Below are 14,203 nucleotides of genomic sequence, written 5' to 3'. Positions count from 1 at the left end.
ACCGCAAACTGGCGGTACAGTTCGCCGACAATCCCCGGCAGCAACGCCACCGGCACGAATACCGCCAGCAGCACCAGCGTCGTCGCGATCACCGGCCTGGCAATCTGGCGCAGCGCCAGCGCTGTCGCCGCCGTCCGGCTCTGCCCTTCCGCCATCAGCGTTTCGACGCTCTCCACCACCACGATGGCGTCATCCACCACCATGGTCAGCGCCAGAATAATGGCGAACAGGCTGAGCGTGTTGGCGGAATAGCCAAGCGTGTAAAGCACCGCAAAGGTGCCCACCAGCGACACCGGAATGGCAAGGGCGACAATCAGCGTGGCGCGCCAGCTCTGCAGGAACAGGGAAACGACCACCACAACCGCCAGCATCGTCAGCGCCAGGGAGACGCCAATCTCTTTAATGGTGGCAGCCACGAAGGTGGTGGTGTCGAATTTCACCTCATAAACCAGGTCGTCCGGGAAGCGCGTCGAGAGACGCTCCAGCTCAGCACGCACCGCCCCGGCGACGCGCAGGGCGTTAGCAGACGGAGTGGGGTAAATACCAAGGTAGGCGGAGTCATGTCCGTTCAACTGCGCGCCGGAGCTGTAGCTGCGCGAGCCAAGTTCGATGGTGGCAACGTCCTGCAGGCGTACCAGTTGCCCCATCTCGCCCGCGCGGATGATGATGTTGGCAAACTCTTCTGCCTGGTTTAAGCGCCCCAGCCCGTTGATGGTCAGGGTCTGCTGCTGGCCGTTAAAGACCGGTGGTGTACCGACCTGGCCTGCCGCGCCCTGCACGTTCTGCTCGCGCAGCGCCTGCGCCACGTCATCGGTGGTGACGTTGAGCGCGTTCATGCGATCGGGCCGCAGCCAGATGCGCATGCTGTAGTCGCGCGCGCCAAACATCTGCACCTGCCCGACGCCGGGCAAACGGGACAGCGCCTCGCGCACCTGAGTGCTGGCGTAGTTGCTGACAAACAGCGGCATGTGGGTGTTTTCCGGTGAGTAAAGACTTACCCCCATCATCAGGTTGGTGGCGCGCTTGCGCACCTGCACGCCGTTTTGCTGTGCCTCGGCCGGTAGCTGTGCCGTGGCCTGCGACACGCGGTTTTGCACGTCGATGGCGGCCAGATCCGGGTCTGTCCCGGCAGCAAACGTGATGTTCAGGCTGTAGATGCCTTCATCCGAACTGGTGGACTCCATATACAGCATGTGGTCCACGCCGTTAAGCTGGGTCTCCAGCGGCGTGGCGATGGCCTCGGCCACGTCAGCCGCGCTGGCCCCCGGCCATGACGCTGACACATTCACGACCGGCGGCGTGATCTGCGGATACTGCTCCACCGGGATCAGCTTCAGCGCGATAGCCCCCAACAGGGTAATGACCAGCGCAATCACCATCGCAAAGCGCGGGCGTTTGATGAAAAACGTCAGCATGATGGCTCCTTAATTCAGTATCTGGACGGCAGCGCCGGGCTGAACACGCTGCACGCCGTCAGCGATCGCTCGCTCACCAGGCTGTACGCCAGAGGCGATCTGGAACTGCTGCCCGATCTGTCCGGCGACCGTCAGCGGACGTTTTTCCGCCTTGCCGTCGGCGTTGACCACCCAGGCGAAGAAACCGTCGTCATTCTGCTGTACGGCAGCGGCGGGCAGCATCATAACCGGCGTTGCGCTGGCGGGCCACAGAAAAACATTCACATTGCCGCCGGGCAGCAGCTGATGGCGTGGATTGGCGAATTCGGCGCGCAGCATCACGCTGGCGGTGCGCGGGTCGATGCGGTTGTCCACCGACGTCAGCTCGCCGACGATGCGCTGGCCGTTGCTGTCAATTAACGCCTGCCAGGCCTGCTTCATGGCGCGGAGATCGGTATGCTTGCCGACTTTAGCGGCAAAGGCGCCCTCTTCCAGCGCAAAAGCGATGCGGATCGGATCCAGCTGCACCACATCCACCAGTACGCCGCTTGCGGGGTTGACCAGGCTGCCGACGTGGAAGTTGCTGTGCCCCACGCGCCCGGCAATCGGTGATGTGATGCGCGTGTACCCCAGCGTCACGTTGCGGGTTTCCAGCCGGGCTTTCGCCTGTTCCAGCGCAGCGCGGGCAACATCGCGCTGCATACGGGCGTTATCCACATCGTGGCGGCTGATGGCGTTGTTGTTGCCCAGGCTTTCAAAACGGGAGAGCTGCTGCTGCGCCTGCCGCAGCGTGGCTTCGGCGCTCGTCACCTCGGCCTGAGCCAGACGCACGGCAGCACGCGGCTCGGCATCATCCAGTTCGAACAGCACGTCGCCTTTTTTCACATATTGCCCGTCGCGGAAGTTGATTTTGGTTATCACGCCTTCCGTGCGTGCGCGCAACTCAACGGTGTGAATCGCCTCGATGCGGCCCGGGATCTGGCGTTCAGCAGCGTGGGTAGTTTGTTCCACGGTGGCAACGCGAACAGGAATGGCGGCGGCAAAGACAGGTGGCAGGGTGAAGGTGAGCAGTGCGAACAGGAGTGGGAATTTCATGGGAGTACCTCAGGGTTGTTGCCCTCACCCCGGCCCTCTCCCACCGGGAGAGGGAGGTCAGGGTCCCCTCTCCCTGTGGGAGAGGGTTAGGGGGAGGGCAAAAGGTTATGCAGCCTTACGGAACCTGCGGGTGAGTCGCTTCTCGATTTCGACGACGAAGAACATCACGCCCGCTACCGCAAGCGTTACGAACCAGTAGCGCAGCGGCAGCGCTTCCGTCCCGAACAGCATCTGCATAAACGGCAGGTAGATGATGGCCGCCTGAAGCAGGAACAGCACGCCGGTAACCAGCCAGATCCCTTTGTTTGCCAGCAGGCCGCGGTTCAGGGAGAACCCTTCGGTGTTGCGGCAGTTAATCATGTACACCCACTGGGCGCAGACCAGCATCTGCAGCAGCACGGTGCGGATGAACTCCGCGCTGTGACCGCGCGGGGCCAGCAGGGCTTCGAGCGCAAAGGTGGCGATGGCAATCATGGTGCCCACAAAGGCCACGCTCCACACGGCGTACGCGTCCATCACGTGCTGCCCGGTCTGACGCGGTGGACGGCGCATGATGTTGCGCTCGGCGGCTTCAAACGCCAGGCCGAAGGAGAGCGTGGCGGAGGTTGCCATGTTCATCCACAGAATCAGTACCGGCGTGAGCGGAATGATGTTCCCCGCCAGCAGCGCAATCACAATCAACAGCCCCTGCGCCAGGTTAGTTGGCATGATGAACAGAATGGTTTTCTTCAGGTTGTCGTAGACACGACGCCCCTCTTTTACCGCGCTGGCAATGGTGGCGAAGTTATCGTCCGTCAGGACCATGTCCGCCGCCTCTTTGGTCACTTCCGTGCCTTTGATGCCCATCGCAATACCCACGTCCGCCTGACGCAGCGCCGGGGCATCGTTCACGCCGTCGCCGGTCATGCCGACGATCTCGCCTTTGTCCTGCAGCGCTTTCACCAGGCGCAGCTTATGCTCCGGGCTGGTACGGGCGAAGATGTCATACTTCACCGCCGCGTCCGCCAGCTCGGTGTCATCCATCTTCTCCAGCTGGTAGCCGGTCACCGCCTGCTCGCTGTTGGTGATCCCCAGCATCTGGCCAATGCTCATTGCCGTCTGCGGGTGATCGCCGGTGATCATCTTCACGCGGATCCCCGCCTGCTGGCAGGCGTTAATGGCGTCAATGGCTTCCGGGCGCGGTGGATCCATCATCCCGGCGATACCGAGGAAGATCAGACCGTGGCTGAGATCGTCATGCGTCAGCGCCTGCTCGCCGTTTGCCGGTTTGAACGCCGCGGCCACCATACGCAGCCCCTGGCGCGCATAGCGCTCCATCTCGCTTTCCCAGTACGCACGGTCAAACGCCTGCGCACCGTTGCGGGTCTGCTGCTGTGCGCAGAGGGCGAAAATCACATCCGGCGCGCCGGTGATCAGGATCTGCTCCTCACTGCCAATCTGGTAGTGGGTGCTCATGTACTTGTACTGCGAGTCGAACGGGATTTTGTTAATCAGCGTGGTCATCACCGGCGCGAGGTGGGCTTTCGCCGCCAGCACCTTCAGCGCGCCTTCGGTCGGCCCACCGGTGATGCCCCACAGGCCGCGCTCGTCCTGAATCAGCTGGCTGTCATTGCACAGGTCGATGGTGCGCAGGTACTGCTCCAGCACGGTGTCCGGCTGGATCTGCATCGGTTCGTCGCTGCCTTCCAGGTAAATGTTGCCCACCGGCTCGTAGCTGTTGCCGTCCACGCGGTAGCAGGCGTCAGCGGTGATGATGGCCTTCACAGTCATTTCGTTCATGGTCAGGGTGCCGGTTTTATCCGAGCAGACCACGGTCATCGCCCCCAGGGTTTCAACCGTTGGCAGCTTGCGGATAATCGCCCGCTTGCGCGCCATCGCCTGTACACCCAGCGAGAGGATAATGGAGATAATCGCCGGCAGACCTTCCGGTACGGACGCCACCGCCAGGCTAATCAGCGAGAGCAGCAGCTCGCCCATTGGGATCTCGCGGAACACCAGGCTGAAGATAAACAGCGCCGCCATCATCGCCAGAATAATGGCGAAGATAGCCTTGCCCAGCTTGTCCATCTGTACCAGCAGCGGCGTGCGGTGTTTTTCAATCCCGTCCATCATCTGGTTGATGTGGCCAAGCTCGGTCTCCTGCCCGGTGGCAATCACCACGCCGATCCCCCCACCCGCACTCACGGTGGTGCCCGAGAAGACCAGGTTAGTGCGATCGCCCAGCGGCAGTTCACCGTTCAGCGGGTTGGTGTGTTTATCTACCACCGTTGATTCGCCGGTGAGAATCGCCTCTTCCACGCGTAAATTATGTGCTTCGATTAAGCGCATATCTGCGGGAATACGATCCCCCGCACGTAAAACAATAATATCGCCCGGAACTATTTCAGTTGTGGGTATTGTTTCATGGTTGCCATCGCGAATAACGCGCGCCTCGCTGGAGAGCATATTACGAATACTCTTCAACGATTTTTCCGCGTTGCTTTCCTGAATATGACCAATTAACGCATTGATCACCGCCACGCCTAAAATAACCAGCGTATCAACCCAGTGGCCCATTATTGCCGTTAATACGGCTGCGGCCAGCAGGACATAAATCAGAACATCATTAAAATGGGCTAAAAAACGCAGCCAGGCGGGTTTACCTTTTTTCTCCGGCAGCGCATTCGGGCCATGTTTTTGCAAACGCGCCTGCGCCTCTGCACGCTCCAGACCCCTGGCCTGGCTCTGGGTGTGCGCAAGCACCTGCTCTACGGTCTGCTGGTATGCCAGCCCGCCGGAAGGCGGCACGTTCGGGGACAATTTTTTTTCGGTCATCGTATTTTTCCTTCAATAGCCGGTGAACTGAAGCCTGAATTCCTTTCGGGCTAAAATAAATTCATTTTAAAGTCTTGCGAGTAAAATTGATCTACCGCAATATAATGACTTCTCGGTTATTCAAAACTGCATAAAACTATTTCGATGAGCCAATTTTTACAAAATATTTCTAAACCAACTTTAAACGAGGAGGAACCATGTTTGGTATTTATCGCGGACGCCGTCTGGCGTTATACATTATCGCAGCCATTGTTATTGCAACGTTAATTGGATATAGCACCTATTCCTTTGTAAAATTATTTTCGTAATCCAGACATTAATTGACATAACGCGATATTCTTTTAATCGCGCGTGAGGATTTATTTTTATTTTACGAATAAGAAGCTGATAAGCGGTGATTATTTCAGTGAAACCGGGTGGGTGGGTTTATATTGCTTTACGTTCCGGGATGCCGGACAATGACATTTTTAACTGACGATTAACATTACGATGAAACACCCGTTAGAATCGCTGCTCACTGCGGGCGGCATTTTATTGCTGGCCCTGCTTTCGTGCCTGCTGCTACCGGCACCCTCTCTCGGGCTGGTGCTGGCGCAGAAGCTGGTTCAGACCTTCCACATGGTCGACCTTAACCAGCTCTACACCATTCTGTTCTGCGTGTGGTTCTTACTGCTCGGCGCCATCGAATTCTTCGTGCTGCGTTTCGTCTGGCGCCGCTGGTTTTCTCTGACGTCGTAAGCGTGATGCAGGCCCGGTCAGGCGAAACCGCCACCGGGCAAAACAGATCAGTGTGCCCTGCTGTGGTTCTCTTTACGATACGCCCCAGGCGGCTGGTTGAACGTGCGGGTGAAGATGCGGGTGAAGGTCTGCTGCGAGTCAAACCCGTAACGCAGGCAGATGTCGTACACCCGGGCGTCTGATTCGCGCAGATCCCGCGCCGCCAGCAGCAGCTTGCGTTCACGGATATAGCGCCCCAGACTCTCCCCTTTGTATTGCATAAACAGCCGCTGCAGGTGCCATTTCGAGTAACCCGCATGGCGGGCAATCTCTTCGATACGTAATGGCTGGTGCAGGTTATCGTCGATCCACTCGACGATAGTGTCGATGACTTGAGCGGAAATGGTCATACTGCTCTCCCCTTCAGCTTCCTGATTGATCATTATTCCCACCACTCACGAAATGTTTGCGTGGGATCACTCACCCGGACAGGCTCGCCCAGCGCGGGTGTCAACAGCCGATAATTTTTGTCCTTGCTGGCTTTTGCCAGTTGGATCAGCGGATCGTTCCAGGTATGTTTCGCCAGCACGAAGCGCCCGTTATGTCCCGGCACCACGGCTTTCGCGTTCAGATCCACCGAGGCCTGCGCCGTCTCTTCCGGGAGCATATGGATGTACTTCCAGTCCTGGTCGTACTGACCGTTTTCCATAATGGCTAAATCCACTTCGCCAAACTGCTCGCCGATGGCCTTAAAATGCGGCCCGTAACCTGAATCGCCGCTGTAATAAATCTTCTGTTCGGGCGTAACGAACATAAAACTGCCCCACAGGGTTTGATTGCGCTTGATGCCGCGCCCGGAGAAGTGACGCGCGGGCAGCACATGCACCGTCAGCGCCTCGCTGATGCGCACCGACTGGTTCCAGTCGCGCTCTTCAATAATCTCCGGCTTCATTCCCTAGTAACGCAGGTGCGATCCCACGCCCAGCGGAGTGACCACGCGTTTCACCTTCGGCAGCAGCGCCGTGATGGTGGCGTAATCCAGGTGATCGTAGTGATCGTGCGAAATGATCAGCAGGTCGATCTCCGGCATGCTGCTCGCCTGCCAGGGATATTCCCCGGCGAAGGCTTCGTTGAGGAATGAAAACGGTGCGGCGTAATTTCCAAGAACGGGGTCGATAAGCATCCGTTTCCCCGCCAGCTGCATATACCAGGAGGAGTGACCGAGCCACACCAGCGTTTCCTGCTCCCGCGGCAGGCTTGCGAGATCGGTTTTTACCAGCGGCAGCGGCTGTGCAGGACGGGCGTTTTCAGTCTTTTTGGTCAGGAACTCCCACATCGCCACCAGCATATTTTTGTCGCCGTTATAGCCTGGCGTGGGCAACGAATTGTGGAATTTGCCGTCGCGATACTGCGGCGAGGCCTCCACTTCCGTGAGCTGCGCACCCTGCGGTGGCTGGCCAAATCCGGCATTCAGAACAAACGGTAAACTCGCGGCTGAAGCAATAATCATGACAAACACCACGCAGATGAAGAGGGACTTTTTCATATCCTGACCCGAAAACGCGCCCCATCCGATGGTTTGCGCGGGCTGAACTTGATTATGAGTGAGTAAGCACTCATTATAGATATGATGATAAAGTCGTCAAGACGTTTTCGATCTTTGACATTCCGCGTTGCAGCGGGTCAAAGCACGTGTTTCAATCAGGGTTTTTACAATTGACAGGAGGAAAAATTTAGTGGCACGTCCGAAGAGTGAAGATAAAAAACAGGCCTTACTGGACGCCGCAACCGCGGCATTTGCGCAGTCAGGTATTGCCGCCTCAACGGCGTTAATTGCCCGTAAAGCGGGCGTCGCCGAAGGTACCCTGTTCCGCTACTTTGCTACCAAAGACGATCTGCTGAATGCCCTCTACCTGCACCTCAAGCAGGACCTCTGTCAGTCAATGCTCTCTAATCTGGACCGCAGCCTTACCACACCGAAAGAGCATACGCGAAACATCTGGAACAGCTATGTGGAGTGGGGGATTCGTAACCCCGTGGCGCATGCGGCAATCCGCCAGATAGGCGTGAGTGAAAAGCTGAGCGCCGAAACGGAACTGGCGGTGAAAGAGATGTTCCCGGAGCTGCATGAACTCTGCCGCCGCTCGGTGCGCCAGGTGTTTATGTCCGATGAGTTTAAAACCTTTGGCGATGCGCTTTTCTTATCGCTTGCCGAATCCACAATGGAATTTGCCACCCGCGATCCTTCTCGCGCCGTCGATTTTAAAGCGCTCGGGTTTGAGGTTATGTGGCGCGGGCTTGCCCAGGAAGAGAGCGATGGACAGTAAATCCCTGCAGGAGCACGCCAAACGCGTGGCGCTGGAGCTGCCTTTCACCGAACACTGCTGGCCGTTTGGGCCGGAATACGATGTGTTTAAGATAGGCGGAAAAATTTTTATGCTGATGGGCACCGTACATGGACGGCCCCACGTCAGCCTGAAGTCAGACCCGGAAAAATCGCTGTTAAACCAGCAGATTTATCGTGGAGTGGAACCGGGCTATCACCTCAATAAAAAACACTGGATTTCCCTCTACGGTACCGACGACGTTACGCCAGAGCTGGTGACCGATCTCATCAATGACTCGTGGAATCTGGTGGTGGATAAGCTGCCGAAAAAAGACCAGAAGTGGATCAGACCGGTTTGATTGTTCGTCTGAGACGAACAGTATAAGCGCTCGAATCGCACTTATCTTTTTCCGCGTCTCGCTGTAATCTGCTCTCCTTTCGCGCCCGCGTGCGGGCGAATTTCATTACCAGGAGTTGTTATGGATATTATTTCTGTCGCCCTGAAACGCCACTCCACCAAGGCGTTCGACCCCGCTAAAAAACTGACCGCAGACGAAGCGGAAAAGATCAAAACCCTGCTGCAATACAGCCCGTCCAGCACCAACTCTCAGCCGTGGCACTTCATTGTCGCCAGCACCGAGGAAGGTAAAGCTCGCGTGGCGAAATCTGCCGCAGGCACTTACGTCTTCAACGAGCGCAAAATGCTGGACGCTTCTCACGTGGTGGTGTTCTGCGCGAAAACCGCGATGGATGATGCCTGGCTGGAACGCGTGGTGGATCAGGAAGAGGCCGATGGCCGTTTCAACACGCCAGAAGCCAAAGCGGCGAACCATAAAGGTCGTACCTACTTCGCTGACATGCACCGTGTGGATCTGAAAGATGACGACCAGTGGATGGCGAAACAGGTTTATCTGAACGTGGGTAACTTCCTGCTGGGCGTGGCTGCGCTGGGCCTGGATGCGGTACCGATTGAAGGCTTCGACGCCGCGATCCTCGACGAAGAGTTCGGCCTGAAAGAGAAAGGTTTCACCAGCCTGGTGGTGGTGCCGGTTGGGCATCACAGCGTGGAAGATTTCAACGCCACGCTGCCAAAATCTCGCCTGCCGCTGAGCACGATTGTGACTGAGTGCTAATACATACGGGCCGCTCGCTGCGGCCCTTTACACCTTACTGATCACCAATCTGCGGTGCGGATGAACGTCACGATCGTCCCCCCACGCAAAGGCGATCCAGCGCTCTTCCAGTTCCGCGTATGAATTTACTGGCGTGAGTCTCCACTCTTCGCCTTCCGTGCCGTCCGCCACGCTAATGCGATAATTCATGGTAAATGCCCAGTCGATCATGCGTAACCAGAACCGTTGACCGTCTCCGGTTTGCTCGCTGTCTGACACTACAATGTCGTATTCGCTTAGCACCCACTGAAAAAACAATTGTGGTAATCCGCTTATCACGCGTTGATGGACAGCGCGGGGCGTACGCCAGACCATAACTTGCGTTGCGGCACCGTGAGGAAAGGTGATCTCTTTATGGAACGCCAGCTTCACGGCATATGCCGTATAAGGTTTGCCGTCGTCGGTAGTGACGAGACGGTATTCATCGCTATAACGCGATTTCAGGAGCCGGTATCCTGCAGGCAGCAAATACCCCGGCAACTGAAAATCCACCGTGCCCCGCGCCAGGAATGCTTCTGTATGTTCGACATTTCGGGAGATAAGCCCGAGTTTTTGGCTAAAATCTGCTGACTCAATCATCAGTGGCGACATCGGTGGTTTCTCATCGCGTAAGTATAGTCCACTTTACAACGCATCTAAATGACGCAGATTCAACAGGTTGAACAATGATTAATACAACGTGATCTGCGGATGCTTTACCCCACACACCAACGCATAACGCGTTAAGGTATCCAGACTGGCACGTGTGATATTTGCTTCCATTCGGGAAACCGTTGGCGCGCTAACCCCCATTCTTTCAGCCACCTGCGCACGCGTCAGTCCGGCCTGGTTTCGCCATTGCGCCAGCATGTCACGCAGACGCGCTTTACGCTCTTCCGCATCAAAAGATGCTTGTACCTTTGAATCACTTAATAACTCTGCTCTTAATTCGTCCCAGTTAATAATCTTCTTGCTCATCTAACATCTCCTGTTAGTAGACATAATTCCCCGACTATGGAGCAACCCAACTGTTCTTATTTCAAACAAGCCATGTGGCAATGGCTTGTTATCAGGCTCACTCAATGCCGTTGGATGAGTACGCAGTTTATGACGACATTAACATATAAGGCAATTTGCATTAAAGGCTAACCTCACCTTTCGTGATTTACCTTACACGTTTGCGCCAGGATCAACCGAGTCCACGTCGATTCCCTGAATCCTTCTCGCAAAAAACTTACCTGGCCGGGTTACCCGCGTGCCAGATTCGTTCTGCATAGCGCCCAATCACCGCCAGCGACGCCGCGAGGAGCAGGAAGAACACCACTTTGTTCATCCCGTCCCAGAAGTATTCGAAGTAGCGGGTGTAGAGGTTAATGGCGAGGAAGGTCAGGCCAAAACCGCGCAGCATGCCGTCGTCGGTTTTAAGGCTGATGTAAATGCAGAGCACCGCCGCCACGGCGAACAGCAGCGCCCACGGCAGCAGCGAAGCCTGCGTAACGCCATACCAGTTATCGATATCGTAGTTGCCGAAAATCGACATGATCCACAGGGCGACAAACAGATACGTGAGCCCCATCGCTTTGCTGGTCGTGTATAGATGGCGCGCCTGCAGCCTTCCGCGCAGCAGCCAGCACAGTGCCAGCAGCGCACCGCCGAAGAAGATAAAGCGTACCGGGTAGTTCATTCCCAGCCAGTAGGCGCCCCAGCCGGACATATAGCCCGTCTCCGCACCAAACCAGTTACCGAGTGAGAGCAGGAAAAACAGCCACACCAGGCCAGAGCGACCAAAGAAGCCCACCAGCCCGTAAACCGCACATCCCGCCAGGAACAGCGGTGCGATATGGCCGCTGCCGTTATCCAGACGCTCCCCGAGTTGCCAGAGCGCGATGGCGGTAAAGAGCACGCCGAGAAAAAGCATGGCTTCAGTGCTGTAATGCCACTGGGTTTCCCGACGCTGTCGGCTGAAGCCCCACAGATAAAACAGCACGGCAACCAGCGCAGGCAGCCCGATGCGGGCGATGGAGGAGAAAGAGAAGAATGCAATAATGCGCGCCATCAGTTCACTGTCGGAGAACAGGCTGCCGATAGCAATGATCACGCAGGCCAGCGCCGTCCAGAAGGCATAGCGGCTGAGCCGCTGCCAGTCCATGGTGACGCGTGTCAAGGTGCCCGCCAGACGCTGATGCTCGTCAGCGCTTAATGTGCCTTCCTGCTGCCACTCGTTGAGCGCGCGGCGCAAAAGCCGCTCCTGTTTTCGGGTTACCTTCATTTTGCCTGCTCCGCCAGCCATTCCATCGCCCTCTCCCCCGCGTCATCCACCGGCAGATAGACCAGTAGCCGCGATCCATTACGCGGTGCAGAGTACCAGTACATCTGCTGCAGGGTAAACTCGCCCAGCTCAGGATGGGTAAACAGCTTGAGCTGGTTCTCCACTCCGCGCACGTCGTTGCGCTGATGCCACAGGGTTTTAAATTCTTCAGACACCGCAAAGAAACGCGCCAGTTTCGCTTCCCACAGCGGATCGCCCCGGTGCTCGGCCATCGCCGCGCGGAAATAGGAGACAAAGATCGGCAGCACGTCGTCACGCTTGCCAAGCCGCGCACGCCATGCGGGATGGGTGAGGAAAAGATAAATACAGTTGCGATCTTCCGGCGGGATCGCATTGAAATCGACGCCCATTAAGTGCCCGAAGCTGTCGTTCCACGCCACGATATCGAAGTTGGGTTTCTGGATGCTGGCGGGTTTCGGCATGAGGGTATCAAGCAGGCGACGCGTGCCCTCGCTGATCCCCTCGCAGCCCGTCGCCTGAGGCGCTTCGCCCGGCGGCAATCCGGCCAGCACAAAAAGGTGGCGCGTCTCGGTCGGGGTGCATTGCAGCGCTTTTGCCACTGCCGCCATCACGGTGCTGGAGGGATTAACATCTCTGCCCTGCTCCAGCCACGTATACCAGGTCACGCCCACGTCAGCCAGCAAAGCCACCTCTTCACGGCGCAGCCCCGGCGTGCGGCGGCGGCCGCTGCGCGGCAATCCAAGACGCTGTGGATCAAGGCTCTCACGCCGGGCGCGTAAAAATGCCCCCAGCTGTTTTCGCGTGTCGTCCTTGAGTGAGACAACAGGTTCAGACATCAGCGCCATAACTCCCCCTGCATGGTAGTGCCAGTACCAGTATAAGCAAGAACTGGTACCCGTTTATCAGATCGTTGATGCTACGACCATCTGTTGAATGACGCAATGGAGTTACCATGAATACGTCAGTTGTTTCACCGGGTCGCGCAGGCCTGATATTGCTGTTAACCGGCCAGATGCTGCCGCTGATTGATACCTCGATCACCAACGTGGCGCTGGACGCTATCACCCACTCCTTGCACGCCACCGCCACCGAACTGGAGCTGATTGTCGCGCTCTACGGCGTGGCCTTCGCCGTCTGCCTTGCCCTTGGCAGCAAGCTCGGGGATAACCTCGGGCGCCGTCGTCTGTTTATGTGGGGCGTGGCAAGTTTTGGCCTGGCGTCGCTGCTGTGCGGAATGGCGGGAACCATTGAGCAACTGCTTGCCGCGCGCATCATTCAGGGCGCAGGAGCGGCGCTGATCGTGCCGCAAATCCTCGCCACGCTGCACGTGACGCTAAAAGGCACGGCCCATGCGAAAGCGATCAGCCTGTTTGGCGGTATCGGCGGCATTGCGTTTATCGTCGGGCAGATGGGCGGCGGCTGGCTGGTGTCGGCGGATATCGCCGGGCTGGGCTGGCGTAACGCCTTCTTTATCAACGTGCCCATCTGTCTGGTGGTTCTAGGCTTGAGCCGTCGCTATGTGCCGGAAACCCGTCGCGAAACCCCGTCGCGCATTGACTGGACAGGCACCGTCCTGCTGGCCGTCATTCTCTGCTGCCTGCTGTTTCCGATGGCCCTCGGCCCGCAGTGGCACTGGTCCTGGCCGCTGAAGGCCGCACTGATGGCGATTATCCCGATGGGGTATTTGATGGTCTTAAATGCCCGTAAAAAAGAGCGTGAGGATGCCCATCCGCTGATCCCGCCGCGTCTGATGCAGCTTCGCAGCATCCGCTTTGGCGTGCTGATTGCGCTGCTCTTTTTCAGCGTCTGGTCCGGGTTTATGTTCTGTATGGCGCTGACCATGCAAACCGGTCTGGGAATGGCACCGTGGCAGTAGGGGAACAGTTTTATCGCCCTGGGGGTGACCTACTTTATATCGGCATGGTTTGCCCCGCGTCTGATTGCCCGCTACAGCACCAGCTCGATTCTGCTGACCGGGCTGGCGATTCAGATTATCGGTCTGCTGGCGCTGATTGCCACCTTCCGTCTCTGGGGCATGGACAACACGGCGCTGACGCTGGCACCGGCAACCGGGCTGGTTGGCTATGGGCAGGCGCTGATCGTCAACAGCTTCTACCGCATCGGGATGCGCGACATTCAGCCTGACGATGCCGGGGCGGCCAGCGCGATTTTAAGTACGCTGCAGCAGGCCGCCCTGGGGCTTGGCCCGGCGATTTTTGGTGCGATCCTGCTGCACGCGCTGCAAAACCACCACGGCGATTACACCCAGGCGATTAACGTCTTCCTCGCCGTGGAAACCGGCATGATGATCGTGCTGGGGCTGGCAACGTTACGTATGCGCCATCGTCTGTGCCTGCCGGTGGTGAAAACCTGCCACGCCACCAAATAAGCCGCGAATTTGCATAATAGATCCGCA

General features: G+C 57.5%; 12 protein-coding genes and 2 pseudogenes. 5 read left to right on the top strand and 9 right to left on the bottom strand.

Annotation, left to right across the window (positions count from 1 at the left end; genetic code table 11):
• From HX884_RS27195 to HX884_RS10685, 3 genes are all read right to left on the bottom strand, one after another.
• Nucleotides 1-1,415 (bottom strand): efflux RND transporter permease subunit (locus HX884_RS27195; RefSeq protein ID WP_256737124.1); only part of this gene is annotated, 1,415 nt, incomplete at its 3' end.
• 9 nt (nt 1,416-1,424) lie between these two features.
• On the bottom strand, nt 1,425-2,489 hold the full coding sequence (locus tag HX884_RS10690) for an efflux RND transporter periplasmic adaptor subunit (protein WP_178328130.1): 1,065 nt from the start codon (nt 2,487-2,489) through the stop codon (nt 1,425-1,427).
• 105 nt (nt 2,490-2,594) lie between these two features.
• The gene (locus tag HX884_RS10685) at nt 2,595-5,303 is read right to left on the bottom strand and encodes a cation-transporting P-type ATPase (RefSeq protein WP_178328129.1); all 2,709 of its coding nucleotides are present in this window, start codon (nt 5,301-5,303) and stop codon (nt 2,595-2,597) included.
• 489 nt (nt 5,304-5,792) lie between these two features.
• Here HX884_RS10685 and HX884_RS10680 point away from each other — a divergent pair, with 489 nt between their 5' ends.
• Nucleotides 5,793-6,041, top strand: a complete 249-nt coding sequence (locus tag HX884_RS10680; protein WP_020689370.1) for a DUF1158 domain-containing protein — start codon at nt 5,793-5,795, stop codon at nt 6,039-6,041.
• 47 nt (nt 6,042-6,088) lie between these two features.
• Here HX884_RS10680 and HX884_RS10675 read toward each other — a convergent pair whose 3' ends face one another.
• Nucleotides 6,089-6,430 (bottom strand): RamA family antibiotic efflux transcriptional regulator, encoded by a 342-nt coding sequence (locus HX884_RS10675; RefSeq protein WP_014830972.1) that lies wholly within the window; start codon nt 6,428-6,430, stop codon nt 6,089-6,091.
• 32 nt (nt 6,431-6,462) lie between these two features.
• Nucleotides 6,463-7,566 (bottom strand): annotated as a pseudogene (locus HX884_RS10670) (MBL fold metallo-hydrolase).
• A 190-nt stretch (nt 7,567-7,756) separates the two neighbouring features.
• On the opposite strand from HX884_RS10670, the gene HX884_RS10665 reads away from it, so the two are divergent.
• The 3 genes from HX884_RS10665 to nfsB all read left to right on the top strand — a co-directional run bounded on the left by HX884_RS10665 (nt 7,757) and on the right by nfsB (nt 9,479).
• On the top strand, nt 7,757-8,347 hold the full coding sequence (locus HX884_RS10665) for a TetR/AcrR family transcriptional regulator (protein WP_029882606.1): 591 nt from the start codon (nt 7,757-7,759) through the stop codon (nt 8,345-8,347).
• Nucleotides 8,337-8,705, top strand: coding sequence for an MmcQ/YjbR family DNA-binding protein (locus tag HX884_RS10660; protein ID WP_013097681.1), 369 nt, complete (start codon nt 8,337-8,339; stop codon nt 8,703-8,705). Before HX884_RS10665 ends, HX884_RS10660 begins: the two co-directional genes overlap by 11 nt.
• 120 nt (nt 8,706-8,825) lie before the next feature.
• On the top strand, nt 8,826-9,479 hold the full coding sequence (gene nfsB, locus HX884_RS10655) for an oxygen-insensitive NAD(P)H nitroreductase (protein WP_013097682.1): 654 nt from the start codon (nt 8,826-8,828) through the stop codon (nt 9,477-9,479).
• 27 nt (nt 9,480-9,506) lie between these two features.
• On the opposite strand, the gene HX884_RS10650 is transcribed toward nfsB, so the two are convergent.
• The 4 genes from HX884_RS10650 to HX884_RS10635 form a co-directional block, all read right to left on the bottom strand.
• On the bottom strand, nt 9,507-10,109 hold the full coding sequence (locus HX884_RS10650) for a hypothetical protein (protein WP_094085184.1): 603 nt from the start codon (nt 10,107-10,109) through the stop codon (nt 9,507-9,509).
• A 78-nt stretch (nt 10,110-10,187) separates the two neighbouring features.
• Nucleotides 10,188-10,475 (bottom strand): helix-turn-helix transcriptional regulator, encoded by a 288-nt coding sequence (locus tag HX884_RS10645; RefSeq protein ID WP_149896835.1) that lies wholly within the window; start codon nt 10,473-10,475, stop codon nt 10,188-10,190.
• A 256-nt stretch (nt 10,476-10,731) separates the two neighbouring features.
• Complete coding sequence (locus HX884_RS10640; protein WP_044158814.1) at nt 10,732-11,766, bottom strand: hypothetical protein; 1,035 nt, start codon at nt 11,764-11,766, stop codon at nt 10,732-10,734.
• Nucleotides 11,763-12,632, bottom strand: coding sequence for a helix-turn-helix transcriptional regulator (locus HX884_RS10635; RefSeq protein ID WP_013097685.1), 870 nt, complete (start codon nt 12,630-12,632; stop codon nt 11,763-11,765). Before HX884_RS10635 ends, HX884_RS10640 begins: the two co-directional genes overlap by 4 nt.
• Before the next feature lie 107 nt (nt 12,633-12,739).
• Here HX884_RS10635 and HX884_RS10630 point away from each other — a divergent pair.
• A pseudogene (locus HX884_RS10630) lies at nt 12,740-14,176 on the top strand (MFS transporter).
• Nucleotides 14,177-14,203: the final 27 nt, after the last annotated feature.

The organism is Enterobacter sp. SECR19-1250 (assembly GCF_013391025.1).
Classification (GTDB): domain Bacteria; phylum Pseudomonadota; class Gammaproteobacteria; order Enterobacterales; family Enterobacteriaceae; genus Enterobacter; species Enterobacter cloacae.
This window is presented reverse-complemented; position numbering and strand designations above follow the sequence as displayed.

Coding starts and splice junctions, on each gene's coding strand:
- HX884_RS10690 (WP_178328130.1), bottom strand. CDS start 2,489: ATGAAATTCCCACTCCTGTTCGCACTGCTCACCTTCACCCTGCCACCT.
- HX884_RS10685 (WP_178328129.1), bottom strand. CDS start 5,303: ATGACCGAAAAAAAATTGTCCCCGAACGTGCCGCCTTCCGGCGGGCTG.
- HX884_RS10680 (WP_020689370.1), top strand. CDS start 5,793: ATGAAACACCCGTTAGAATCGCTGCTCACTGCGGGCGGCATTTTATTG.
- HX884_RS10675 (WP_014830972.1), bottom strand. CDS start 6,430: ATGACCATTTCCGCTCAAGTCATCGACACTATCGTCGAGTGGATCGAC.
- HX884_RS10660 (WP_013097681.1), top strand. CDS start 8,337: ATGGACAGTAAATCCCTGCAGGAGCACGCCAAACGCGTGGCGCTGGAG.
- nfsB (WP_013097682.1), top strand. CDS start 8,826: ATGGATATTATTTCTGTCGCCCTGAAACGCCACTCCACCAAGGCGTTC.
- HX884_RS10650 (WP_094085184.1), bottom strand. CDS start 10,109: ATGTCGCCACTGATGATTGAGTCAGCAGATTTTAGCCAAAAACTCGGG.
- HX884_RS10645 (WP_149896835.1), bottom strand. CDS start 10,475: ATGAGCAAGAAGATTATTAACTGGGACGAATTAAGAGCAGAGTTATTA.
- HX884_RS10640 (WP_044158814.1), bottom strand. CDS start 11,766: ATGAAGGTAACCCGAAAACAGGAGCGGCTTTTGCGCCGCGCGCTCAAC.
- HX884_RS10635 (WP_013097685.1), bottom strand. CDS start 12,632: ATGGCGCTGATGTCTGAACCTGTTGTCTCACTCAAGGACGACACGCGA.